Origin of the sequence: Sphingomonas sp., from assembly GCF_965200135.1 — a bacterium.
Taxonomy (GTDB): domain Bacteria; phylum Pseudomonadota; class Alphaproteobacteria; order Sphingomonadales; family Sphingomonadaceae; genus Sphingomonas.
This window is the reverse complement of record NZ_CBDATK010000002.1, coordinates 188226-212990: the sequence shown is the minus strand read 5'-3', so window position 1 is coordinate 212990 and position 24765 is coordinate 188226. Positions and strand designations below refer to the sequence as shown.

Genomic DNA, 24765 nt, shown 5'->3' with positions numbered 1-24765 from the left:
GCGTCCCGACGCGATAGCCTGCGTCATGCCTGCCAAGCTGTCCGTCGCGCTCATCAGCCTGCTCCTCCTCGGCGTCACCCCCGCGCCGTTGGCCGATATGACCCGATGGCGCGCCGAAGCCTCGCGGGTCACGATCACGCGCGACGATTGGGGCATCGCGCATGTGCATGGGCGGAGCGACGCCGATGCGGTGTTCGGGGCAATCTATGCGCAGGCGGAGGACGACTTCCCCCGGATCGAGGCGAACTACCTCACCGCGCTCGGGCGCACCGCGGAGGCGGAGGGTGAAGGCGCGATCTGGGCGGACCTGCGGCAACGGCTGTGGGTCGATCCGGTCAAGCTACAGGCGGACTATCGCGCCAGCCCCGCCTGGCTGCGGGCGTTGATGGATGCGTGGGCGGACGGGCTGAATTTCTACCTCGCCACCCATCCCGACGAGCACCCGCGCGTGTTGATGCGGTTCGAACCGTGGATGGCGCTGTCGTTCACCGAAGGCTCGATCGGCGGCGACATCGAGAAGGTCGACCTCCAGCGCCTCGCCGCGTTCTACGGCCGACCGGCGCCGGAGCTGGCGCGGGTGCCCGACCTCGACGAGGAGCCGCGCGGATCGAACGGGATCGCGATCGGGCCGAGCCTGTCGGCGAACGGCCACCCGCTGCTGCTCATCAACCCGCACACCTCGTTCTTCTTCCGCGCCGAGCTGGAGATGCGGAGCGACGCGGGCCTGCACGCCTATGGCGCGAGCACCTGGGGGCAGTTCTTTCTGTATCAGGGGTTCAACGAGCGGCTCGGGTGGATGCACACCACCAGCGGCGGCGACAATGTCGACGAGTTCGCCGAGACGGTGACGCGGCGCGGGCCGGACCTCATCACCTATCGCTACGGGCGCGAGGATCGAACGGTGGAGACGGACGGCGTCATGCTGCGCGTGCGCCGGCCGGACGGCGCCATAATGGAGCGCCACTTCCTGGTCTGGCGCACGCATCATGGCCCGATCGTCGGCAAGGTGGGCACGAAGTGGATCGCCGCCGCGCTGATGCACCGGCCGATCCCGGCGCTGGAGCAGAGCTGGCTGCGGACGCGGGCGCGAGACCTGCCGGGTTTCCTCGCGGTGGCGGCGCGGCAGGCGAACTCGTCGAACAACACCGTCTATGCCGACGCCGACGGACATATCGCGCTGCTGCATCCACAATTTACACCGCAGCGCGACGATCACTTCGATTATCGTCCGCCCGTCGACGGCGCCGATCCGCGCACCGACTGGCGCGGGGTGACGCCGATGGCGCGCCTGCCTCAAGTTCGCGATCCGGCGGGTGGCTGGCTCTACAACAGCAACGACGCGCCGTGGCGGGCGGCGGGCGCGGACTCGCCACGGCAGGCGGCGTTTCCGCGCTACATGGATCAGGCGGGCGCGAACCCGCGCGGCGACCATGCGACGGCGCTGCTCGGGCGCGCGCGGGCGCTCGACCGGCAGGGGCTGCGCGCGATTGCCTATGATCCGGCGATGCCCGAGTTCGACCGGCTGATCCCGCGGCTGACGGCGGCGTGGCGGGCCGACCAGCCCCATGCAGGCATGCTGCGCGAGCCGATCGCGCTGCTGGAGCGATGGGACCGGCGCGCGGGCGCGGACTCCACGGCAACGACACTGGCGATTTTCTGGGCGACGGAGCTGTGGCAGCGAACGCCGCCGGGCGGGACCGGCGACCGCTGGGCGCGGATGGAGGCGCTGAGCGGCCCGGTGATGCTCGACGCGTTGGAGCGCGCGGTCGCCAAGCTGAACGGCGACTTCGGCCGGTGGCAGGTGCAGTGGGGCGAGGTGAACCGTTTCCAGCGCAATGACGCCGCAATCGTCCAGCGGTTCGACGACGCGAAGCCTTCCACGCCGGTGCCGCTCGGCTCGGCGCTGTGGGGCAGCCTCGCGTCGTTCGGGTCGCGGCCGTATCCGGGCACGAAGCGATGGTACGGCACCAGCGGCAACAGCTTCGTCGCGATCGTCGAGTTCGGGCCGCGCGTGCGTGCCTGGTCGGTTACGGCGGGTGGCGCGAGCGGGCGGCCGGGGTCGCCGCATTTCCGGGATCAGGCAACGCGCTACGCCGCAGGCGACCTGAAGCCGGTGTATTTCTGGCCGGACGAACTCGCCGGTCATGTCGAGCGACGCTATCGGCCGGGCGACTAAACGTGCGCAATTACCGTTCGCCCTGAGCGGCGGCGACGGGCATGGTGGCTGCTTCGACTTCGCTCAGCACGAACGGAACGGCAATGGCTCACGGCGACAAGCACAAGCACGACTGGGACGCGGACATCGCCGAGCTGCAACTCGCGCTGGTCAAGACGCAGGTCGCGGCGATGAAGGCGGGCGACCGCACCGTGCTGGTGATGGAGGGCCGCGACGGGGCCGGCAAGGACGGCACGATCAAGCGGATCATCGAGCATCTGTCCCCGCGCGTCACCCGCGTCGTGGCGCTGCCCAAGCCGTCCGACCGCGAGCGGACGCAGTGGTTCTTCCAGCGCTATGCCGCGCATTTGCCGGCGGCGGGCGAGCTCGTTATTTTCAACCGCTCCTGGTACAACCGCGCGGGGGTCGAAGTGGTGATGGGCTTCTCCACACCCGCCGAACAGGCCGAGTTCCTGCGCGATGCGCCCGACTTCGAACGGATGCTGGTCGAGAGCGGGATCACGCTCATCAAGGTCTGGCTCGACATCTCCAAGGACGAACAGGAGGAGCGGCTGGAAGCGCGGCGCGAGGAGCCGCTCAAGCAGCTGAAGGTCAGCGACCTCGACGCGGTCGCGCAGACGAAGTGGAGCGATTACTCGACGGCGCGCGACGCGATGCTGAAACGGACCTCGACGCCGCTGGCGCCCTGGGTCTGCGTGCGCGCGGACAAGAAGCCGCGCGCGAGGGTGGCGGTGATGCGGTATCTGCTCAAGCGGATGGCGCCTGCGGAGATCGCGCAGGAGGTCGAGGCGCCGGACCCGGATGTGCTGTTCGCCTATGAGGCGGCGGCGAGCGAGGACGGGCGGCTGGCGCCTTAAGTCCTCCCCGCACGCGGGGCGGCAGCGAGCGGCATAGCCGCGCGACTGCTGGCGTGGGCCGCGGGCGTCGCACTCATGGCGAGCCCCCTACGTCACCCGCTGTCGCGAGCGCCCCCTCCCCATCCCGGAAAGGATTTGATGTGGTCGCCACGCGCCAGCCGGTCGGGACGTAATCGACGGACATGTAGTAATAGAGGCTGCACACCCCGTCCGCGCGGTAGCTCGCGCCCTTGAGGATGCCGAGCGCAACAGTGCCGTCGAATACCGGGCCGCCGCTGTCGCCGGGGCGGCACGTCGGCCCTTCGACCGCGACCCAGCTCGGTGCGCAGGGGCCGCCGCACAGGTCGCCGGGCGGGGCGTAATCGACATAGGCGACCTCGGCGCAGCTATAGCCCGAACGCTCGCCGCGATGGCAGACGACATCGCCGACGCGCGTGTCGGCGCGGGGGCGGGTGCCGGTGACCGCGCGTTGCACGGTGCGGGCCGTATCGGCGTAGAACAGGGGCGCGAGCGGCACGTCGCTGGTGTGGAGCTGGACGTCCTGAAAGCTCCAGCCCCATTGGCCGACGAAGGGCAAGGGCGTCTCGCTGCCATTCGGCTCGACGAACGACAGCGCGTCGGGGCAATGCGCGGCGGTCAGCACGCCGGTGCGCGCGCCGTCGGTGACGACGAAGCCGGTGGTGCAGATGTAGCGGTGGCCGTCGACGTTGCCGACGACCCGCGCGCCGCCTTCTGCCGCCCCCGATCCGGCCGCATCGGCGTCGCGGTCGAGGCGACGGACGAGGACCGGGACGCCGGTGAGATCGGCGAAGCGCTGTTCCAGCTCGGGGAGCGGCTGCGCGGCAGCGTCAAGGTTCGAGACGAGCACCGCAAGCGCGCCGGTACGCGCGTCGACCCCCAGCCCCGGCGGGCGGATCAGCGCGGCGCGGATCGCGGCCTGATGCTGCGTCAAGGCGGCGACCAGCCGCGCGCGGGTGGCGAGCGCGCCGGTGCGGAACGCGATCGTGACGGGTACGCCGCCCGCGACGATCGCTCGGTCGGCGACGGGCGTATCGCCGGTCAGCAGCACCTCGATCCGATAGACGGGCAGGTGCGTCACCGCGACGCCCGCGAGGCGGCCGGCGAACTCCGCTTCCAGCGCGACGGTGACCGGGATCGTCGCCGCCTGTGCGCGCAGCTGCGCCTCGGCCTCCGTCGCGGTCAGTCCGGCGACCGTGCCCCATGTGGCCGCATCGCGCGCCTGAGCGGCATCGGGCGCTTCAATCTGCGCCCTGCCTTGTGCTGCGGCGAGGAACAGCAGCGCGCCGAGCAGATACCGTGTCATCCCCGCGAAGGCGGGGATCAATCGCGCCGTCATTGCGGGCGGAGAGATGGATTCCCGCCTTCGCGGGAATGACCGAAGTCAGCGTGCATGGGTCGCGCCCCGATCGTTGCCGCCGCGCTCGCCACCGCCGGCTCCGCCTGCGCGCCCGCCGCCTGCAGCCGGTTCCAGGCGTCGAGGCTGGCGATCTTGTAGGCTTCGGCGAGCGTCGGGTAGTTGAAGGTGTTCTCCATGAAATAGTCGATGCCGCCCTTCAGGTTGAGCACCGCCTGCCCGATGTGGATCAGCTCGGTCGCGCCTTCGCCGATGATGTGGACGCCGAGCAGCCGCTTGGTGCGGATCGAGAAGATCATCTTCATCATGCCGCTGTCGAGCCCCATGATGTGCCCGCGCGAAGTCTCGCGGAAGCGCGCGGTGCCGACCTCATAAGGGATATGGCGGGCGCGCACCTCCTCTTCCGTCAACCCGACGGTGCTGATCTCCGGCACCGAATAGATGCCGTAGGGGAAGAACTGCGGCGGCGGCGGCGGTGCCAACCCGAAGGCGTGGCAGGCGGCGAGACGGCCCTGTTCGAGGCTGGTCGAGGCGAGGCTGGGGAAGCCGATCACGTCGCCGGCGGCATAGATGTGCGGCACCGCCGTCCTCATCGTCGTCGGCTCTACCGCGATCCGCCCGCGCTCGTCGGCGGTCAGCCCGGCGGCGGCAAGGTTCAGCTGCGCGGTCGCGCCGATGCGGCCGGCGGCGAACAGCAGCATCTCGTTGGCGACGATGCGCCCGTCGGCGAGGTGGCAGACCGGCCGCCCCTGCTCGATCGTCACGCGCTCGACCGCCGTGCCGAGGCGCAGGCCGACATTGCGGTCACGTAGCTCGTGGACGAACTCGGCGACGATCTCGCGGTCGATGAAGTCGAGGATCGTGTCGCGCGGCTCGATCACCGTCACCGCGACGTCGAGCGCGGAGAAGATGGTGGCGTATTCGACGCCGATGACGCCCGCACCGATCACCGTCAGGCTGCGCGGCAGCTTGGGCAGCTCGATCAGCTCGTCGCCGTCGAACACGCTCGGCTCGTCGAAGGGGACGTAATCGGGGCGGAAGGGCTGCGTGCCGACCGCGATCAGGATCGTGTCGCCGGTCACGCAGCGCACCTCGCCGTCGGCGGCGGTGATTTGGATGGTATGCGGATCGACGAAGTGGCCCTCGCCGGTCGCGACGTGGACGCCGTTGCGTGCGAATTGATGCTCCAGCACCTCGACCTCGTGATCGAGCGTCTTGTGGAGGCGGCGCATAAGGTCGGCGGCGGAGATGTCCTGCTTCACGCGATAGCCGCGCCCGTAGAACCCTCGCTCGCGCCAGCCGGAGAGGTTGAGCACGGTCTCACGCAGCGTCTTGGACGGGATGGTGCCGGTATGGACGGAGACCCCGCCGACGCGACGACCGCGTTCGATGACCAGCACCTGCTTGCCTAGCTTCGCCGCCTGGATCGCGGCGCGGCGACCGGACGGGCCGGAGCCGATGACGAGAAGGTCGTAGCGCTGGGTTGCCATTCGCGGGAGCGTAGCGGGATCGTGGTTAACGGATAGTGGCTTTGAATCCTCCCCGGCACGGGGAGGTGGCGCGTGGGGCAGCCGCGTGACGGAGCGGGCAGGCCGACAGCGATGTGCTCGCGGACAGCCCTTTCCGTCAGCCGCTTCGCGCCTGCCACCTCCCCGCAAGCGGGGAGGAGCTAGGTGCGTGCTACCTGAAAGCCGGCGAACGACTGGCTCACCGGCATCAACTCCAGCGCGTTGATGTTGAGATGCGGCGGCAGCGTCGCGATCCACCAGATCGTCTCGGCGATGTCCTCGGCCGTCATCGGGTCAGCGCCGGCGTAGAGGGTGTCCGACGCCGCCCGATCGCCCGTGCGCACGGTCGTGAACTCGGTTTCGACCATCCCCGGCTCGATCGAGGTCACGCGGACGCCGGTGCCGTGGAGGTCGCTCCGCAACCCAAGCGAGAACTGGCGCACGAACGCCTTGGTACCGCCATAGACATTGCCGCCGGTGTAGGGGTAGATCGCAGCGACCGACGACAGGTTGACGATCGCGCCGCGCCGCTCGATCAGCGTCGGCAACAGCCGGTGCGTCATCGCCACCACGCCGACGATGTTGGTGTCGATCATCGCCTGCCAATCGCTCAGACACGCCCCCTGCGCGGGCGCGGTGCCCAGCGCGAGACCGGCGTTGTTGAGCAACAGGTCGACGCCGGCGAAGTCGACGGGCAACCCAGCCACCGCCGCCTCGCGCGCCGCCTCGTCGCGCATGTCGAACGCGATGGGATGCAGAGCCTCCCCGAGCTCCGCGGCGAGCGCGTCGAGCCGATCCTGCCGCCGCCCGGTGGCGATCACGCGCCAGCCGCCGGCGACGAACCGCCGCGCCGCCGCCGCGCCGATGCCGCTGGTCGCGCCGGTGATGAAGGCGGTCTTCATGGCCCCGCCGCTCACAGCCCCAGCGTCCAGGGCTTGGGCCGCCCGGTCGGATGCGCGACGCCGTCCAGCCGCACCGCGCGGACGATGGCGACGGGGCGGACCAGCATCTGCCCCTTCGCCGCGCCCGTCCCGCCCGCCGCCGGCATCGCCAGGATGCGCCGGACGACATCCATGCCGCCGACGACGCGCCCGAACACCGCGTAGCCGGGGCTGCCAAGGCGCGCGTTCATCGACGGGGAAGCACCGACCAGCAGCGAGAAGTTCGCCGTGGCCGAGTCCGGGCGGTCGAACCGCGCCATGGAGATCGCGCCGTCGACATGGCGGAGGCCGGTGCGGCTGGTCGGCTCCAACGGCACCGGCGGCAGGACGCGGCGCGGGTCGGTGCCGATGCCGCCCTCGATAAACCCGCCGACCCCACGCCCCTTTGCGCGGGCGGCGCGGAAGAAGCGGGTGCCTTCGAGACGGCCATCGTCGACATACATCATAAAGTTCGCGACCGTGCGCGGCGCGTGGGCGACGTCGAGCGCGAGCGTGATCGGCCCGGCGGCGGTGTCGAGCCGCACCCGCACGGTGTTCGGCGAGACGGGTCCGGGCGCGGGCGGCGCGGCGCCGAGCAGGAAAAATGCGAGGGTCAGGAAATAGCGCATCACCGCCGTCTACTCTCCCGGCGCCTGCCGCCGCAACGCCCTGTGTCAAATCGGGACAGGATCATGCCGACGACGAGCCCGTAGGTCGGCATTTCCAAACAGGGGTGATTGCATTGACGAGAAGTTAACGATAGCAACAGTCGATCAGGTGATTCGGGGAACGTCCATGAAGAAGTTCGGTTTCGCGGCCGCAGCGCTGCTCGCTTCCACCGTCGCGGCTCCGGCCTTCGCCGGTCCGATCATCAATGCCGATTTCGAGAGCGGCTTCGGGCCGTTCTCGGCGACCGGTAACGTGGCTCGCGCCAACGGCTCGACCTATGCGTCGTGCTGCGGCACCAGCCCAAGCTACACCAATTTCTTCGCGGCTTTCGGCGGCGGCAACGAGCCGAGCGGGTTCATCAGCTCGGCGTTCAGCACCCTCGCCGGCCGCACCTACACCGTCGCGTTCGACTATGGCGCGTTGGGTACGGGGTCCGAGGGGCTGACCTTCTCGGTCGGCGGCACGGACTATGTCGTCAACCCTGTCGCGAACAACGACCTGTTCTCTGCCTTCACCTCGACCAGCTTCTCCTTCGTCGGAAACGGTTTGCCCGTCTCGCTGTCGATCACCAGCGCCGGCCTCAACAATGTCGATGCGATCCTCGACAACGTGTCGGTGTCGCTGTCGGCGGTGCCCGAGCCGGCGACCTGGGCGCTGATGATCCTCGGCTTCGGCGCCACCGGCTTCGCGATGCGCCGCCGGACGCGGACCACCGTCGCCTACGCCTGAGCCGGTTTACCGGTTCGGCCGACGGGCCGCCGTTCCCGACGGGGGGCGGCGGCCTTTTCGTGTTTCGGGCGGCAAAGCGGATGTAGGTGCAAACCCCGCCGTCGACCGCTGCCTTTAACCGACGCCCGCCGGCTTGCCGGCCGTTAGAGCGGAATGACATTGCGCCGACTCCCCTCCCACCGTTCGCCCTGAGCGAAGTCGAAGGGCGTAAGACTCACCTCCCTCGACCAAGACGAATGGATCAGGATGAGGGCGTCATGCCCTCAGCCGCGCCGCTGGGCGCGTTCAAATCTGCCGGTCGCGCCCCGCCCAGTACGGCGCCCTCACCTTGCCGCGCTGGATCTTCCCCGCTTCGCTACGCGGCAGGTCGGCGGCGAAGTCGAGCGCGCGCGGCACCTTGAAGGCGGGCAACGCGACGCGGGCAAAGGCGAGGATTTCCTGCGCCAGCTCGTCGGACGGCAGGACACCGGGCTTCAACTCGACCACCGCCCTCACCTGCTCGCCCCATTCCGGGTGCGGCACGCCGACACAGGCGGCGTCGGCGACCGCGTCATGCTTGATTAGCTCGTTGTCGATCTCCTGCGGATAGATGTTGACCCCGCCCGAAATGATCGTCTCCGCGCTGCGTCCGGTCAGGAACAGGTAGTCGTCCGCGTCGAAATAGCCGACGTCGCCCATCGTGAAGAAACCATCGACACGCGTCGCGTCGGTCTTCGCCGAGTCCTTGAAATAGGTGAAACCGCCCGGCGGTAGCTGGTGAAAGATCGTGCCCTCCTCGCCGTTGGGCAGCTCGTGCCCCGCCTCGTCGAGGATGCGGACCGCCATCAGCGCGGGGCGTTTGCCGACGCTGCCGGGCTTGCGCAGCCACTCCTCGCTGTCGATCACGAACCCCGCGCCGCCTTCCGATCCGGCGTAATATTCGGTCAGCACCGGCCCGAACCATTCGATCATCGCCAGCTTGACCTCCGGCGCGCACGGCGCCGCGCCGTGGATGACGAACCGGACGTGATCCACCGGGTAGCGCGCCCGCACCTCTTCGGGCAGCGCCAGCAGCCGCTGGAACATGATCGGCACCAGATGGAGGTGCGTCACCCGCCGCTCGGCGATCAGCCGCAGCACGCCTTCGCTGTCCCACTTGTCGGCCAGCACCAGCGGCGATCCCGTCGACATGGCGGCGCCCAGGTCGAAGACGAACGGCGCGGCGTGATACAGCGGCCCGGCGCACAGCTGGACCGAGTCCGCTCCATAGTTTCGCGCGCTATAGGCGGCCTGCGGGATGATCGCGGCCTGCGGGCGATGGACGCCCTTGGGCCGCCCGGTCGTGCCCGAGGTGTACATCATCGTGCCGCCCAGCACCGGGTCCTCGATCGGGTCGTGGTCGCGATCCGTCAGCGCGTCGTGGTAATCCTCGGACCCGTCGATAGCGCCGCCGACACTCAGCCGCACAGCGACGCCTTGCGCCTGCGCCATCGCCACCACGACGGGCGCGCGACCGGCCTCGGCGATCACCGCCTTCGCCTCGCAATCGGTGACGATATAGCCGATCTCGTCCGCCGCCAGATGCCAGTTGACCGGCGTCAGCCTGAACCCCGCGCGCTGGCACGCCGCCACGACCTCGACGAACTCGACCCGGTTGGAACAGATCAGCGCCACCGCGTCCCCCGCCACCAGGCCGCGCCCGCGGAGCAGCCGGACCAGGCGGTTGGCGTCGCCGTCGACGGCGGCGAAGCTGTGCTCGGTGCCGTCCGGATCGACCACCGCCGTCCGATCGGGCGTGACGGTGGCCCAGCGCGCGAACTTGGTGCCGGTCAGCGCGGCGGCGTCCAGCTCGGCGTCGTCGGGAACGGTCATCGGGCGACCTCCGCGCGGGCGGCACGTTGGCGACGCAGCAAGACGCCCGCGCGCCAATAGTGGAAGATCGCCCATGGCGTGATCGCCGCGAAGGTGAACATCGCATAGCGCAGCGACTCCGCGCCATAGGTCGGTTTCAACGCATCGCTGATCGCGCCGACCAGCACCGGACCGAGCCCCAGTCCGATCATGTTGTTGATGAGCAGCGTGATGGCCGCCCAGGTCGCGCGCTGACGCACCGGCGCCTCCGACTGGATCAGCGAAAAGGTCGCGCCGAGATACACGGTGGAGAACAGGATCGCGCAGAAATAGGCGGTCAGCGCGACCGACGTGCTGGTCGCCAGGTAGAAGGTGATGGTGAAGGGCAGCGCACAGGTCTTCAGCACCGCCACCATCGTCGCCTGCACCGAGAGGCCCCGCTTTCGGGCAAGCCGGTCGGCGACCCGGCCGCTGATGATCGCGGCGACCGTCAGGATCACCGCCGCGGCGGGCGCGATATACCAGGCGATCTGCAGCTTCGTCAGGCCGAACGAGCGGATCAGATAGGCCGGGCCGAACGCGGTGTGGCCATAACCGATCATCGACGTGAGCGTAAAACCGGCGATCAGGTGCAGCGCCGCGCGATTGGCGAACAACGTCGCGAAGCCCTGCGCCAGCGTCGGCTTGCCCTCTTCCATCGCGGTCTGCGCGTCCGACAGGCCGCGCTTGGGCTCCGGCACGACGAGCCAGATCACCAGCGCCAGCAACAGGCCCGGCAGGCCGATCACGTACATCGCCGCGCGCCAGCCATAGAAGGTCGCCACCGTGCCGCCGATGATCGTCCCGAACGCCGCGCCCAGGCCGACGCCGAGCGAATAGATTGCCATTGCACTGGCGCGTTTCTCGGGCGGGTACAGATCGGCGATGATCGAATGGCTGGGCGGGCTGGACCCCGCCTCGCCGACGCCAACGCCGATCCGCGCCGCCAGCAGCTGCCAGAAATTGAGCGCCAGCCCGCCCGCCGCGGTGAAACCGCTCCATACCGCCAGGGCGATCGCGATGATGCGGACACGATTGCCGCGATCGGCGAGCCAGGCGACGGGCAAGCCGAGCCCGGCATAGAAGATCGCGAACGCCAGTCCCCCCAGCACGCCCATCTGCGCGTCGCTGAGATGCAGGTCGCGGATGATATCCTCGTTGAGGATCGCGAGGATCTGACGGTCCATATAGCTGAAGAAATAGGCCATCGTCAGCAACAGCAGGGTCAGCGCGCGGCGGTGCGGAACCAGCACCGCGCCGACCGGATCGGGCGCTGCGACCCCGGCCCCGGTGTTGTTGGCCATCGACATGGCATCGTCTCCTGAACGGTCGCGCCGATCTGGGTCGGCATCGTCGGTTGGAGGGTGCGGTATGGCGTCGGGCACGTCAAGCACCTCCCGACATGTAGATGCGATCAGGCGATGATGTAGCGTGGCGGGGAGCGGCGAGAGGGGTACCCGCGCAATCTTCAGAAACATTGGTATGCTGACGATCGAGGCTTGACGACGCCGCGTGCGCCCCGCCAGAGAGTGCGGAACGGGAGGGAGGGCGCGGTATGACGATCCGCAACAAGGCCTATATCGCCGGCGCGTGGGAACACCCGACCCGGCTCGCGCCCGCCAAATCGACGCCACAGCTCCACGCCGAATGCGCGGCGGGCGCGCTCGCCGACGCGGGTCTGAGCCTGACCGACGTCGACGGCTATTTCTGCGCCGGCGATGCGCCCGGCTTCGGCGGACTGTCGATGATCGACTATCTGGGCCTCGACGTCCGCCACACCGATTCGACCGAAACCGGCGGGTCCTCCTATATCCTCCACGTATCCCACGCCGCGCAGGCGATCGCGGCGGGGAAGTGCCGCGTCGCGCTCGTCACGCTCGCCGGGCGACCCCGGTCGGAGCCGTTCCGCCGCTTTCCCGGCGGTGCGCCGGAGGCACCGTTCGAGGGCTGGGTCGGAATGTCGACGCACAACAGCTACGGCATGTGCGCCGCGCGCCACATGCACGAGTTCGGCACCACGTCCGAGCAGCTGGCGTGGATCAAGGTCGCCGCCTCCACCCACGCGCAGCACAACCCGCACGCGATGCTGCGCGACGTGGTGAGCGTCGACGACGTGCTCGCCTCACCGATGATTTCGGACCCGCTGCATCGGCTCGACTGCTGCGTCGTGTCGGACGGCGGCGGCGCGCTGCTGGTGGTAGCGCCGGAGATCGCGCGCGAACTGACCAATGCTTCCGGACGCCCGCTGGTGGCGGTGCGCGGTGCGGGCGAGGCGGTGAAAGGGCCGATGGGCGGCAGGAACCTCGACCTCACCACCTCCGCCGCCGCCGTGTCCGGCCCCGCCGCGTTCGCCGAAGCGGGCGTGGCGCCGGCCGACATCGCCTACGCATCGATCTACGACAGCTTCACGATCACCGTGCTGATCCAGCTCGAAGACCTGGGCTTCTGCGTGAAGGGCCAAGGCGGCCGGTTCGTCGCCGACGGCAACCTCATCAGCGGCGTCGGTCGGTTGCCGTTCAACACGGATGGCGGCGGGCTGTGCAACAACCACCCGACCAATCGCGGCGGCATCACCAAGGTGATCGAGGCGGTGCGGCAGCTACGCGGTGAGGCGCATCCGGCGGTGCAGGTGCCCGATTGCGGCCTGGCGGTGGCGACCGGCATCGGCGGCTCGCTCGGCGCGCGGCACGGGGCCGCGACGCTTATCCTGGAGCGGCAGTGATGACGCGCACCCTCCCCGCCCCCGAGGTCTCGCCCGAGACGCAGCCATTCTGGGACGCCGCCGCCGAGGGCAGGCTGCTCATCAAGCGCTGCGGTGCGTGCGGCGAGCCGCATTATTACCCCCGGGCGCTATGCCCCTTCTGCCTGTCGGCCGACACGCGCTGGGAGGACGCGGCGGGGACCGGCTCGATCTATAGCCTGTCGACGATGCGCCGGGGCAAGGATGCGCCCTACACGCTCGCCTATGTCACGCTGGACGAAGGGCCGGCGGTGCTGACCAACATCGCCACCGGCGACCACGACGCGCTCGCGATCGGCGCGCGGGTGCGGGTGACGTTCGCGCCTAGCGACGGCGGCGCGCCCTATCCGATGTTCGCGCCCGATGCAGCATGAGCCGCCGTGCTCCTGCGCAGGCAGGAGCCCAGGGCCACAGGGGTCATCGCCCAGCACCCTGGACTCCTGCCTGCGCAGGAGCACGGACAAGACGTGACGGACGCGACCGCTCCGGCCTCCGCCCGGCTCAATCTGGCGCAGCGTGAAGCCGAGTATGAGGCGTTTGTCGCGCGCCACCTCCACCGTAACTTCGCCGGGCATTTCATCCACGGCGTGCTGGGGCTGACCGGCTTCCGGCTGCTCTACGCCCCCACCTTCATGCCGAGTTACATCCACCGCCTGACCGGGTCGGATGCGCTGGTCGGGCTCGGCACCTCGTTGCTCCAGCTCGGCGCGATCGTGTCGCCGATCGCGAGTGCCGCGCATTTCGAGCATCAGCCGCGCATCCTGCCCTATGCGATCCGCACCGGGATGCTGATGCGGCTGTCGATCCTGGGCATGGCGCTGGCGGGCTGGTTCCTGACCGGGCGGACGCTGCTGGTGGTGACGCTGGCCTGCCTGTTCCTGCTCGGCACGTTCAACGGGACGCAGCGCGTCGCCTTCCAGATGTTGATGGCGAAGGTCATCCCGCTGCGCCGGCGCGGGCGGTTGCAGGCGTGGCGCAACGTCTGCGGCGGGCTGGTCGCGGCGGGGCTGTCCTATCTGGCCGGCCGCTACCTGATCGGCGGCGATGTGTGGGGCAACGGCTATGCCACCACCATCTTCGTGTCGTTCGTGCTCACCAGCCTGGGGCTGACGGTGCTGCGGCTGTTCATGGTCGAACCCGATCCGGTCAGCGTCCGCGCGCCGGCGACGCTGCGCGAACGGATGCGCGACTTCCCCCTTCTGCTGGCCGACCGCGATTACCGCTGGTTCGTGATCGCAGAAGCGCTGTGCGTCGCCGCGCGGATCGCGTCGCCCTTCTACGTTCTCTATGCGGGGCAGCAGCTGGGGCTGTCGGGCGTCGTCATCGGCGAGCTGTCGCTCTGCTATCTCGGTGCCGACACCGCGTCGAACCTGGTGTGGGGCTATCTGGGCGACCGCACCGGCTATCGCGTCACCTTCATGGGCGCGACGGCGCTGTGGGGCGCGGCGATCGCGTTGCTGCTGCTGGTGCATCAGCCCTGGGCGGTGCTGCTCGCATTCGGCGGGCTGGGCGCGGGCGCAGCCGGGTATCAGATGAGCCAGCAGACGATGGTGCTGGAGTTTGGCGAGCGCGCCGACGTCGCGATGCGACTGGCGCTGTCGACCACGATCGAGGGCACGATCTCCGCGATCGGGCCGCTGCTGGGCGGGCTGGTCGCGACGACGCTAGGCTATTCGGTGCTGATGGGCGCGGCGTGCGCGTTCCTGCTCGCGTCATTCGTGCTGATCCTGGTCAAGGTCGAGGAGCCGCGACGGCGGGTGCCCGCGCGCGTGGAGATGGCGTAGGGCGGGTCGCCGTGTCCGACCTTCCCATCCACGCCGTCCTGCCCGACCTGCTCGCCGCGCTGCGCGCCGGACCCAACGCCGTGCTCGTCGCCCCGCCCGGCGCGGGCAAGACTACCGCCGTCGCGCCGGCGCTGCTCGGCGAAGCCTGGGTGGCGGGCGGCGAAATCCTCCTGCTCAGCCCCCGTCGCCTCGCCGCGCGCGCGGCGGCGGAGCGGATGGCGGCGCTGGCAGGCGAGCCGGTCGGCCGCACCTTCGGCTATGCGACCCGGCTCGATACGAAGCGCTCGGCGGCGACGCGGGTGACGGTGCTGACCGAGGGCATCTTCGTCGCGCGAATCCAGGCCGATCCGGAGCTGGCCGGCGTCGCGGCGGTGCTGTTCGACGAGGTTCACGAGCGCAGCCTCGACGGCGACTTCGGCCTGGCGCTGGCGTTGGACGCGCAGGCGGGGTTCCGGCCGGACTTGCGCCTGGTCGCGATGTCGGCGACGCTCGACGGCGCGCGGTTCTCGACGTTGATGGACACCGGGGTAGGAGCGCCGGTGATCGAGAGCGCAGGCCGCGGTCACCCGCTCACGCTCGCGCATATCGGGCGCGGCGGCGATCGGATCGAGGACGCGGTCGCCGCCGCCGTCCGCCGCGCGCTGGCCGAGCAGGACGGCGGCGTGCTCGCCTTCCTGCCCGGCGTTGCCGAGATCGAGCGTACCGCCGAGCGGCTCGCAAGCTTGCCCGACGACGTGATTCTCCATCGCCTCCACGGCGGTCTCGATCCGCAGGCGCAACGCGCCGCGATCCGGCCCGAGCCGGACGGGCGGCTCAAGGTCGTGCTCGCCACCTCGATCGCGGAAACCAGCCTGACGCTCGACGGCATCCGCGCGGTGGTCGACAGCGGGCTGGCGCGCCGCCCGCGCTACGATCGCGGCGCGGGCATGACCCGCCTCGTCACCGAGCGCGCCAGCCGCGCCGCCGCCGATCAGCGCGCGGGTCGCGCCGCGCGGCAGGGGCCGGGCATCGCCTATCGCCTGTGGGAGGAGGCCGCGACCGCCGGCCTGCCCCCGTTCGACCCGCCCGAGATCGCGGAGGCCGACCTGTCGGCGCTGGTGCTGGCGACCGCGATCTGGGGCGTCGCCGACCCGCGCGACCTGCGCTGGCTGGACCCGCCGAGCGCGGCGGCGGTCAGCGAGGCGACCGACCGGCTCCGCGCGCTGGCAGCGCTCGACGCGGACGGCCGCCCGACCGCGCACGGCCGCGCGCTGGCGGCGCTGCCGATGCCGCCGCGCATGGCCCACATGCTGGTGATCGCGGCGGGACGCGGCATGGCGCGGATCGCGGCGGAAGCGGCGGTGTTGCTGTCCGAACGCGGATTGGGCGGGGTCGAGGCGGACCTGGAGACGCGGCTGCGGCGCTGGCGAGGGGATCGGGGGGCGAAGGCGGAGGCCGCGCGCGGGTTGGCGCGGCGGTGGGTCGCATCGCTCCCTGCAGGGGAGACGTCGGGTGCGGGCACGCCTGCATCCCCTCGCCCGACTTCTCCCCCGCAGGGAGAGGGGGCTTTACCCATCTGCATCGCGCTCGCCTTTCCCGATCGGGTGGCGCGACGGCGCGATGCGTCGGGCGAGCATTGGGCCTCCACCGGCGGACGCGGGTTCCGGCTGGACCCGACCGCGCCGCTCGCACGCGCCGAATGGCTCGCAGTCGCCGAGACACAGGGGGCGGCGAGCGGCGCGCGCATCCTCGCCGCCGTGCCGATCGACGCCGCCACCGTCGAGACACTGTTCGCCGACCGGATCGAGACCCGCCGCACCACTATGTTCGACCCCGCCACCGGCGCGGTCGAGGCGAAGCGCGAGCGCTGGCTGGGCAAGCTGCGCCTCGGCGGCGGCCCCGATCCCACCGCCGATCCCGAGGCGATCGCCGCCGCGCTGATCGACGGCGTCCGCGTGCACGGCCTCGCGGCCTTGCCGTGGAGCGACACCGCCGTCGCGTTGCGGGCGCGTGCCGGCCATGCCGGCGTCCCGCTCGACGGCGCGACGCTGCTCGCCCGGCTCGACGAGTGGCTGCCGCCGCTCGTCGCGGGCAAGCGCCGCCTCGACCAGATCGCGGCCGGGGCGCTGACCGAGGCGCTGCGCCAACTGCTCGGCTGGGACGAGGTGCAGCGGCTCGACCGCCTCGCCCCGGCCGACTTCGTCAGCCCCGCCGGCAGCCGGCACGCGATCGACTATGCCGCGCCCGGCGGCCCGCGCGTCGAGCTGCGCGTCCAGGCACTGTTCGGCCTCGCCGAGCACCCGGTCGTCGGGGAAGGCCGCGAGCCGCTCGTGCTCAGCCTCACCTCGCCCGCCGGCCGCCCGATCCAGACGACACGCGACCTGCCCGGCTTCTGGAGCGGCAGCTGGGGCGCGGTCGCGAGGGAGATGCGCGGGCGGTATCCGCGGCATCCCTGGCCGGACGATCCTGCCGAGGCGGCAGCGACGCTGAGGACGAAGAACGCGGATGCGCGTTTGCGTTGATCGCGCTCCCGCGCGATATGGGCGGCATGCCCACCGCCCGCATCTTCCAGCGCCCCAAGAACTCGATGCAGTCGGGCCGCGCCAACACCGACCGCTGGCAGCTCGAGTTCGAGCCGTCCGAGGCCAAGCGCCCCGACCCGCTGACGGGCTGGGCGGGCAGCGGCGATACGCGCGACCAGATCCGCCTGCTCTTCCCCACCGCCGACGCCGCCGTCGCGCATTGCGAGCGTCAGGGCTGGGACTACGCCGTTGTGCCCGAGCCGGAGCGCAAGCTGAAGCTCCAGGCTTACGCCGACAACTTCAAATAAGGTGGCTTTTTACGACGGCGGGTTGGGTTCTGCCTTCGCCCGCTCCTCGTAGAAGTTCCGCACCACCTCCCACGCCTCTTCCCGCGGTTTCGACATAGGTGAAGATACCGAGGTCGCGTTCGGAGATCACGCCTTCGTCGACCAGCGCGGGGAAGTTGACGACCTTTTCCCAAAAGGCGCGGCCGAACAGCAGTACCGGGATCGGCTGGATCTTGCCCGTCTGGATCAGCGTCAGCAGCTCGAACAGCTCGTCGAACGTCCCAAACCCGCCCGGAAACGCCGCCAGCGCGCGCGCGTGGAGCAGGAAGTGCATCTTCCGCAGCGCGAAATAGTGGAATTGCAGCGACAGTGACGGCGTGACGTAGGGATTGGGCGCCTGCTCGTGCGGCAGCACGATGTTGAGCCCGACCGACTCCGCGCCGACGTCCGCCGCGCCCCGGTTGGCGGCCTCCATGATCGACGGCCCGCCGCCCGAGCAGACGACGAAATGCCGCCGCCCCTGCTCGTCGCGCGGCAGGCGGCTGGCAAGGCGGGCGAGCTCTCGCGCGATCTCGTAATATTTGCTCTTGGCGACCAGGCTCTCGGCGATCTTGCGATGCGCGTCGTCGGCGGCGAGGTTGAGCATCGCCTGCGCCTTGTCCGGCTCGGGAATCCGGGCCGAGCCGTAGAAGACGAAGGTCGAGGCGATCTTCGCTTCCTCGAACACCAGCTCGGGCTTGAGCAGCTCCAGCTGGAACCGCACGGGACGCAGGTCTTCGCGCAGCAGGAAGTCGAGATCCTGAAAGGCGAGGCGATAGGCGGGATGCTCGGTCTGCGGCGTCGAGATCGCTCGTTCGGCGCTCTCGGCGTCCTGCTTGGCGCGCGGAAAGACGCGGCTCGGTACACGGGTGTCTGTCATCCCAGCGGGTTAGGCCCGCGGTGTGACGGAGGCAAGTCAGCCCCGTGTCAGCGACAAAAGCCCGCGCGGTCCGCCTCCAGATGCAGATGGTCGGCATGCGCGGCGTTGTAGTCGGGGGAGAGGACGGTGCCGAAGCGGCGGCAGGCGGCGCGGCGGACGGTGCGGAGGAAGTCGCGCGTCGGCTCGTCCTCGCCGGTCCAGCCGCCGAGCACCGCGATCCGCCGCCCGTCGCGCAGGTGAAAGGCGGCGATGTCGACCGCGTTGGCCTGGGCATGACCGGACCGCCGCTCGGCATTGACCGCCGAGCCGACGACGTTGCGGCAGGCATAGCTGCCGAAGGTGTCGACCCGCGCGAGCTCGCCGCCGAGCATCCGCACTGCCGCCGGGGCGACGTCCTCGCGCACCCATGCACCGAACGCGCGCGCCTCGCCGCAGCGCATCGCGCCGAGCCCCGTGACGGGCACGCCGATGTCGAGCAGCTGCACCGTCCCGAACTGGCCGCAACCGGGGCCGGTGACCCGGTCGGGAAGCGCACGGAACCGGGTGCCCGTGGCACTGAGATCGGACAGGCACGTCGCGGTCTCGCCCGCCGAGGGCCGAGTCGGCGGCCCGCCCTGCCCGCCTGATGGCCGCCCGGCCGGGATGCAGCTCGCGAGCATGATGGCGCCAAGCATCGCCAGGCCTGCCTTGTGTCGCCACCGATCGTCGCGTTCACGCTCCATCGCCCGCACCTGTGCGACGAGAGACGCCCGGACAAGTCCGGGGTGACGAAATGATTGTGCATCGCGGCGAACTGCTCTAGCGCCGTCGACGGGCCACGCGGTCCCAACGCCGCGCGTGCTCTCTGTAAGGAGAGTTACATGACTGATACCCTCGCGGCCGTTGGGGCCGCCGTTAAGCCTGCCGTAAGACCGGCACGCCCCTTCTTTTCCTCCGGCCCCTGCGCGAAGCCGCCGGGCTGGTCGGCCGACAAGCTCGCCACCGCCAGCCTCGGCCGCTCGCACCGCTCGAAGATCGGCAAGCAACGCCTCGCTCATTGCATCGCGTTGATGCGCGAGGTGCTCAAGCTACCCGACACGCACCGGATCGGTATCGTCCCCGGCTCTGACACCGGCGCGTTCGAGATGGCGATGTGGACGATGCTCGGCGCGCGCCCCGTCACCACGCTCGCCTGGGAGAGCTTCGGCGAAGGCTGGGTCACCGACGCGGTCAAGCAGCTCAAGATCGATCCGACCGTGATCCGCGCCGACTATGGCGCGTTGCCCGATCTGGCGCAGGTCGACTGGTCGACCGACGTGCTCTTCACCTGGAACGGCACCACCAGCGGCGTCCGCGTCCCCGACGGCGACTGGATCGCCGAGAACCGCGAAGGGTTGAGCTTCGCCGACGCGACCTCGGGCGTGTTCGCCTACGACCTGCCCTGGGACAAGATCGATGTCGCGACCTTCTCCTGGCAGAAGGTGCTGGGCGGCGAGGGCGCGCACGGGGTGCTGATCCTGGGTCCGCGCGCGGTCGAGCGGCTGGAGAGCTACACCCCCGCCTGGCCGCTGCCCAAGCTGTTCCGCCTCGTGTCCAAGGGCAAGCTGACGGAAGGCGTGTTCGCGGGCGAGACGATCAACACGCCGTCGATGCTCGCGGTCGAGGACGCGATCTTCGCGCTGGAATGGGCGAAAGGCCTGGGCGACGGCGGGCTGATCGCACGGTCCGACGCCAACGCCGCCGCGCTCGACCGGATCGTGCAGGCGCGCGACTGGCTGGGGCATCTTGCGGCCGATCCGGCGACGCGGTCGACGACCAGCGTCTGCCTGACCGTCGACGGCGCGGACGAGGCGCTCATCAAGAAGATGGCGTCACTCCTTGAAGCCGAAGGCGCCGCCTACGACGTCGCCGGCTATCGCGACGCGCCGCCGGGACTGCGGATCTGGTGTGGTGCGACGGTCGGCACCGCCGATATCGAGGCGCTCGGGCCGTGGCTCGATTGGGCCTACGAAACCTCAAAGTCCGTTTGAATTAACCCCCGTCGCCCCGGCCTTGGGCCGGGGTCCCGCTACCTTTTCGCCGTTGGAGAAGAAGCGGGACCCCAGGTCGAGCCCGGGGTGACGATGCAGGAGCATCGTCATGCCCAAAGTACTCATCTCCGACAAAATGGACCCGAAAGCCGCGCAGATCTTCCGCGAACGCGGCGTCGAGGTCGACGAGATCACCGGCAAGACCCCCGACGAGCTCAAGGCGATCATCGGTCATTATGACGGTCTCGCGATCCGCTCCTCGACCAAGGTGACCAAGGAAATCCTGGAGCACGCGACCAACCTGAAGGTCGTCGGACGCGCCGGGATCGGCGTCGACAACGTCGACATTCCGGCCGCCTCGGCGCGCGGTGTCGTCGTGATGAACACGCCGTTCGGCAACTCGATCACCACCGCCGAGCACGCCGTCGCGCTGATGTTCGCGCTCGCCCGGCAGCTGCCCGAGGCCGACGCATCGACGCAGGCGGGCAAGTGGGAAAAGAACCGCTTCATGGGGGTCGAGCTGACCGCCAAGACGCTGGGGCTGATCGGCGCTGGCAACATCGGCTCGATCGTCGCGGACCGCGCGCGCGGGCTGAAGATGAAGGTCGTCGCGTTCGATCCGTTCCTGACGCCCGAGCGCGCCATGGAGATCGGGGTGGAGAAGGTCGATCTCGACCAGCTGCTCGCCCGCGCCGACTTCATCACGCTGCACACGCCGCTAACCGACCAGACGCGCAACATCCTGTCCGCGGATGCACTCACCAAGACGAAGAAGGGCGTGCGCATCATCAACTGCGCGCGCGGCGGGCTGATCGACGAGGCGGCGTTGAAGGCGGGTCTCGATTCGGGCCACATCGCCGGCGCCGCGCTCGACGTGTTCGTCGAGGAGCCCGCCAAGGCGTCGCCGCTGTTCAACACCCCCAACTTCATCTCCACGCCGCACCTCGGCGCGTCGACCACGGAGGCGCAGGTCAACGTCGCCATTCAGGTCGCCGAGCAGATGGCGGACTTCCTGATGTCGGGCGGCGTCACCAACGCGCTAAACATGCCGTCGTTGTCGGCGGAGGAAGCGCCCAAGCTAAAGCCCTACATGGCACTGGCGGAGAAGCTGGGCGGGCTGGTCGGCCAGCTCGCGACCGGCGCGATCAGCGGGATCGCGGTGGAGACGGAGGGCGCTGCGGCGGCGCTCAATAACAAGCCGATCACCAGCGCCGTGCTGGCCGGGTTTCTCGGCACGCAGACCGCGACGGTCAACATGGTCAACGCGCCAGTCCTCGCGCGTGAGCGCGGCATGGAGGTGCGGGAGATCAGGACCGAGCGCGAGGGCGACTATCACACGCTGCTGCGGGTGACGGTCCGAACCGCGGACGGCGAGCGGTCGGTCGCAGGCACGCTGGTCGGCGCCGCGTCGCCCCGCCTGGTCGAGCTGTTCGGCATCGCGGTCGAGGCGGACCTGGTCGGGCCGATGCTGTACGTCGTCAACGAGGACGCGCCCGGCTTCATCGGCCGCCTCGGCACGCTGCTGGGCGAAGCTGGAGTCAACATCGGCACTTTCCACCTCGGCCGCCGCGCGGCGGGGGGCGAGGCGGTGCTGTTGCTGAGCGTCGACGAGCCGGTGTCGGCCGCGCTGCTGGCGCAGGTCAAGGCGCTGCCGGGGGTGCGGACCGCGATGGGGTTGTCGTTCTGACTTGATCTCCCTCTCCCCTCCGGGGAGAGGGAACAGGCATGACCCCCCTCCTCCCTTCCGGCTTTGTCGACCGCCTGCCCCCCCATGCCGACGCCGCCGCGGCCGTCGAGGCGCGGGTGCTCGGGGTCGCCGCGTCCTATGGCTATGAGCGTGCCGACCCGCCGCTGGCCGAGTTCGCCGATGCGCTCGGCGCGCGGTTGAAGGCGGGCGGGTTGCGCGATGCGGTGCGCTTCGTCGATCCGGTGTCGCAGCGCACGCTGGCGATCCGGCCGGACCTGACGGCGCAGGTCGCGCGGATCGCGGCGACGCGGATGGGGCATCACCCGCGCCCGGTGCGGCTGTCCTATGCGGGGTCGGTGCTGCGGCTCTCCGCCCCCGCACTCGTTCCCGCGCGGGAGCGGCGGCAGATCGGCTGCGAGCTGGTCGGGCTCGACACGGTCGCGGCGGCGACGGAGATCGTCAGCGTCGCGGCCGAGGCGCTGCAGGCAACGGGCGCGCAGGGCCTCTCGATCGACCTGACGCTGCCCGATCTCGTCGATACGCTGGCGGCCGGGCCGCTCCCGGTCGCGGCAGAGCAAGTCGCTGCGCTGCGCGACCGTCTGGACGCCAAGGACGCGGGCGCGGTCGCCGCCATCGCACCCGCTTACCTGCCGCTGATCGAGGCGGCGGGACCGTTCGGGCGGGCGCTGGAACGGCTGCGGGCGTTCGACAGCGGTGGGGTGCTCGCGTCGCGACTGGACGGCCTGTCCGCACTCGCGGCAGCACTCGACGGTCGCGCCGCCTTGACGCTCGACCCCACAGAGCGCCACGGCTTCGAATATCAATCGTGGTTCGGCTTCTCGCTATTCGTCGCAGGCGCGAGCGCGGAGGTCGGGCGTGGCGGCACCTACACGCTGCTCCACGAGAACGGTCAGGAGGAGGTCGCGACCGGCTTCTCGCTGTTCCTCGACGCGCTCGCCGCGACCGCCCCGGCCCCGACGCGCCGCCGCCTGTTCCTGCCGCTCGGCACGCCGTCGCAGGACGGCGCACGACTGCGGTCGGAGGGTTGGGTCACCGTCGCCGCGCTGGAACCCGGCGACACCCCTGAGGCGCAGCTCTGCACGCAGGTGTGGCGCGACGGCGTGGCAGAGGCGCTCTAGGCACTGACTCGAACGGCGTCGAAGCTCCTGTCCAACACGCGACGGCCCGCATCCATGACCAGCGCAATCGATCCTCCGGCCCGAGCGGACAGCATCCGTTATTTACCGATGCGATCGGACGCTTTTCGCCTCGACGTCGTGCAAGGGTCGTGAAGTCTCAGTGTTGTCAGCGCGGCGGTTTCACGACGGCGGTTGACACCGACCGCGCCCTGCCCCTACCCGCCCCTCGCATCTCCGGCCCCGCCGCGCGTCGAGTCCTGTCGAAGGAAGCGCGGTGTCTCACGGCAGGGGGACCTTCGTATCCATGGCCAATGTAGCGGTGATCGGCGCCCAGTGGGGCGACGAGGGCAAGGGCAAGATCGTCGACTGGCTGGCCGAGCGCGCCGACATGGTCGTGCGCTTTCAGGGTGGGCACAATGCCGGGCACACGCTTGTGGTCGGCGAAGCGGTGTACAAACTGTCGCTGCTGCCGTCGGGCATCGTGCGCGGCACGCCGTCGGTGATCGGCAACGGCGTGGTGCTCGATCCGTGGCACCTGCGCGACGAAGTGGCGCGGCTGGGCGAACAGGGCGTCGCAGTTTCGCCCGAGACGTTGCGCGTCGCCGACACCTGTGCGCTGATCCTGCCGCTCCACCGCGATCTGGACGGACTGCGCGAAGATGCGAGTGGCGCGGGCAAGATCGGCACGACGCGGCGCGGGATCGGGCCGGCATATGAGGACAAGGTCGGTCGCCGCGCGATTCGCGTCTGCGACCTGGCGCATCTCGAGACGCTGGAACCGCAATTGGACCGGCTGCTCGCGCATCACGACGCGCTGCGGGCCGGGTTCGGCGAGGCACCGATCGACCGCGGGGGCCTGCTGGCCGAGCTGCGCGAAATCGCAGCGTTCGTACTTTCCTATGCCAAGCCGGTATGGCGCGACCTCAACGAGGCGCGCGCGGCGGGGAAGCGCATCCTGTTCGAAGGCGCACAGGGGGTGTTGCTGGACGTCGATCACGGCACCTATCCGTTCGTCACCTCGTCCAACACCGTAGCCGGCACGGCGGCGGCGGGTAGCGGACTCGGGCCGAGCGCCGTCGGCTTCGTACTTGGGATCGCCAAGGCATATACGACACGGGTCGGTTCCGGTCCTTTCCCGACCGAACTCGCTGATGAAGTCGGCGAACGCCTGGGGCACCGCGGGCGAGAGTTCGGGACCGTGACAGGGCGCAAGCGGCGCTGCGGCTGGTTTGATTCGGTGCTCGTGCGGCAGTCGGCGGCCGTCAGCGGCATCACCGGTATCGCCCTCACCAAGCTCGACGTGCTCGACGGCTTCGATGAGGTCAGGATCTGCACCGGCTATCGATTGCGCGGCGAGATGATCGACTATTACCCGGCCCATGCGGCGGACCAGGCCGCAGTCGAGCCGGTCTACGAGACGGTGGAGGGTTGGTCACAATCGACGGCCGGCGCGAGAAGCTGGGCAGAGCTACCAGCGCAAGCCATCAAGTATATCCGTCGGGTCGAAGAGCTGATCCGCTGCCCGGTCGCACTGGTGTCTACGAGTCCGGAACGGGCCGACACCATATTGGTGCGCGACCCGTTCGTAGACTGAGT

Annotated in this window: 18 protein-coding genes and 2 pseudogenes; 12 read left to right on the top strand and 8 right to left on the bottom strand. The window is 70.1% G+C overall.

The features are described from left to right. Nucleotides 1–25: 25 nt before the first annotated feature. Nucleotides 26–2176 (top strand): penicillin acylase family protein, encoded by a 2151-nt coding sequence (locus tag ACOFKS_RS01520; RefSeq protein ID WP_419807474.1) that lies wholly within the window; start codon nt 26–28, stop codon nt 2174–2176. Between the two features lie 83 nt (nt 2177–2259). After that, nucleotides 2260–3033 carry a polyphosphate kinase 2 gene (gene ppk2 / locus ACOFKS_RS01515; protein WP_419807473.1) on the top strand — a complete coding sequence of 258 codons (774 nt, stop codon included), beginning with the start codon at nt 2260–2262 and terminating at the stop codon, nt 3031–3033. A 73-nt stretch (nt 3034–3106) separates the two neighbouring features. Here ppk2 and ACOFKS_RS01510 read toward each other — a convergent pair whose 3' ends face one another. The 4 genes from ACOFKS_RS01510 to ACOFKS_RS01495 all read right to left on the bottom strand — a co-directional run bounded on the left by ACOFKS_RS01510 (nt 3107) and on the right by ACOFKS_RS01495 (nt 7465). Further along, the gene (locus tag ACOFKS_RS01510) at nt 3107–4390 is read right to left on the bottom strand and encodes a hypothetical protein (RefSeq protein ID WP_419807472.1); all 1284 of its coding nucleotides are present in this window, start codon (nt 4388–4390) and stop codon (nt 3107–3109) included. Next, nucleotides 4387–5898, bottom strand: a complete 1512-nt coding sequence (gene sthA, locus ACOFKS_RS01505) for a Si-specific NAD(P)(+) transhydrogenase (RefSeq protein ID WP_419807471.1) — start codon at nt 5896–5898, stop codon at nt 4387–4389. Before sthA ends, ACOFKS_RS01510 begins: the two co-directional genes overlap by 4 nt. A 179-nt stretch (nt 5899–6077) precedes the next feature. Beyond that, complete coding sequence (locus ACOFKS_RS01500; RefSeq protein ID WP_419807470.1) at nt 6078–6818, bottom strand: SDR family NAD(P)-dependent oxidoreductase; 741 nt, start codon at nt 6816–6818, stop codon at nt 6078–6080. Between the two features lie 11 nt (nt 6819–6829). After that, a complete protein-coding gene (locus tag ACOFKS_RS01495; RefSeq protein WP_419807469.1) occupies nt 6830–7465 on the bottom strand; it encodes a peptidylprolyl isomerase in 636 nt (211 codons plus the stop codon). Between the two features lie 631 nt (nt 7466–8096). Here ACOFKS_RS01495 and ACOFKS_RS01490 point away from each other — a divergent pair. Continuing rightward, nucleotides 8097–8234 (top strand): annotated as a pseudogene (locus ACOFKS_RS01490) (PEPxxWA-CTERM sorting domain-containing protein); the annotation flags it as partial. A gap of 285 nt (nt 8235–8519) precedes the next feature. Here ACOFKS_RS01490 and ACOFKS_RS01485 read toward each other — a convergent pair. Then, nucleotides 8520–10085 (bottom strand): AMP-binding protein, encoded by a 1566-nt coding sequence (locus ACOFKS_RS01485; RefSeq protein WP_419807468.1) that lies wholly within the window; start codon nt 10083–10085, stop codon nt 8520–8522. Then, nucleotides 10082–11413, bottom strand: a complete 1332-nt coding sequence (locus ACOFKS_RS01480; RefSeq protein ID WP_419807467.1) for a spinster family MFS transporter — start codon at nt 11411–11413, stop codon at nt 10082–10084. Before ACOFKS_RS01480 ends, ACOFKS_RS01485 begins: the two co-directional genes overlap by 4 nt. Nucleotides 11414–11658: 245 nt before the next feature. Here ACOFKS_RS01480 and ACOFKS_RS01475 point away from each other — a divergent pair, with 245 nt between their 5' ends. The 5 genes from ACOFKS_RS01475 to ACOFKS_RS01455 all read left to right on the top strand — a co-directional run bounded on the left by ACOFKS_RS01475 (nt 11659) and on the right by ACOFKS_RS01455 (nt 17436). Then, nucleotides 11659–12825 (top strand): thiolase domain-containing protein, encoded by a 1167-nt coding sequence (locus ACOFKS_RS01475; protein ID WP_419807466.1) that lies wholly within the window; start codon nt 11659–11661, stop codon nt 12823–12825. Then, nucleotides 12825–13217 (top strand): Zn-ribbon domain-containing OB-fold protein, encoded by a 393-nt coding sequence (locus ACOFKS_RS01470; RefSeq protein WP_419807465.1) that lies wholly within the window; start codon nt 12825–12827, stop codon nt 13215–13217. Before ACOFKS_RS01475 ends, ACOFKS_RS01470 begins: the two co-directional genes overlap by 1 nt. A gap of 93 nt (nt 13218–13310) precedes the next feature. Next, nucleotides 13311–14627, top strand: a complete 1317-nt coding sequence (locus ACOFKS_RS01465) for an MFS transporter (protein WP_419807464.1) — start codon at nt 13311–13313, stop codon at nt 14625–14627. Nucleotides 14628–14638: 11 nt separating this feature from the next. Beyond that, nucleotides 14639–17128, top strand: coding sequence for an ATP-dependent helicase HrpB (hrpB, locus tag ACOFKS_RS01460; RefSeq protein ID WP_419807463.1), 2490 nt, complete (start codon nt 14639–14641; stop codon nt 17126–17128). A gap of 26 nt (nt 17129–17154) precedes the next feature. After that, nucleotides 17155–17436: an ETC complex I subunit gene (locus ACOFKS_RS01455; protein WP_419807462.1), complete on the top strand. Its 282-nt coding sequence runs from the start codon at nt 17155–17157 to the stop codon at nt 17434–17436. Nucleotides 17437–17445: 9 nt separating this feature from the next. Here the strand turns inward: ACOFKS_RS01455 and ACOFKS_RS01450 are convergent. Together ACOFKS_RS01450 and ACOFKS_RS01445 are read right to left on the bottom strand one after the other, a co-directional pair. Beyond that, nucleotides 17446–18334 (bottom strand): annotated as a pseudogene (locus ACOFKS_RS01450) (TIGR00730 family Rossman fold protein). A 47-nt stretch (nt 18335–18381) separates the two neighbouring features. Continuing rightward, nucleotides 18382–19056, bottom strand: coding sequence for an extensin family protein (locus ACOFKS_RS01445; protein ID WP_419807461.1), 675 nt, complete (start codon nt 19054–19056; stop codon nt 18382–18384). A gap of 138 nt (nt 19057–19194) precedes the next feature. Here ACOFKS_RS01445 and ACOFKS_RS01440 point away from each other — a divergent pair, with 138 nt between their 5' ends. The 4 genes from ACOFKS_RS01440 (at nt 19195) to ACOFKS_RS01425 (ending at nt 24763) form a co-directional block, all read left to right on the top strand. Then, the gene (locus ACOFKS_RS01440) at nt 19195–20343 is read left to right on the top strand and encodes a phosphoserine transaminase (RefSeq protein WP_419807460.1); all 1149 of its coding nucleotides are present in this window, start codon (nt 19195–19197) and stop codon (nt 20341–20343) included. A 109-nt stretch (nt 20344–20452) separates the two neighbouring features. Continuing rightward, nucleotides 20453–22030, top strand: a complete 1578-nt coding sequence (serA, locus tag ACOFKS_RS01435) for a phosphoglycerate dehydrogenase (protein ID WP_419807459.1) — start codon at nt 20453–20455, stop codon at nt 22028–22030. 38 nt (nt 22031–22068) lie between these two features. Continuing rightward, complete coding sequence (locus ACOFKS_RS01430; protein ID WP_419807458.1) at nt 22069–23169, top strand: ATP phosphoribosyltransferase regulatory subunit; 1101 nt, start codon at nt 22069–22071, stop codon at nt 23167–23169. Nucleotides 23170–23473: 304 nt separating this feature from the next. Then, complete coding sequence (locus tag ACOFKS_RS01425) at nt 23474–24763, top strand: adenylosuccinate synthase (protein ID WP_419807457.1); 1290 nt, start codon at nt 23474–23476, stop codon at nt 24761–24763. The last annotated feature ends 2 nt before the right edge of the window (nt 24764–24765 follow it).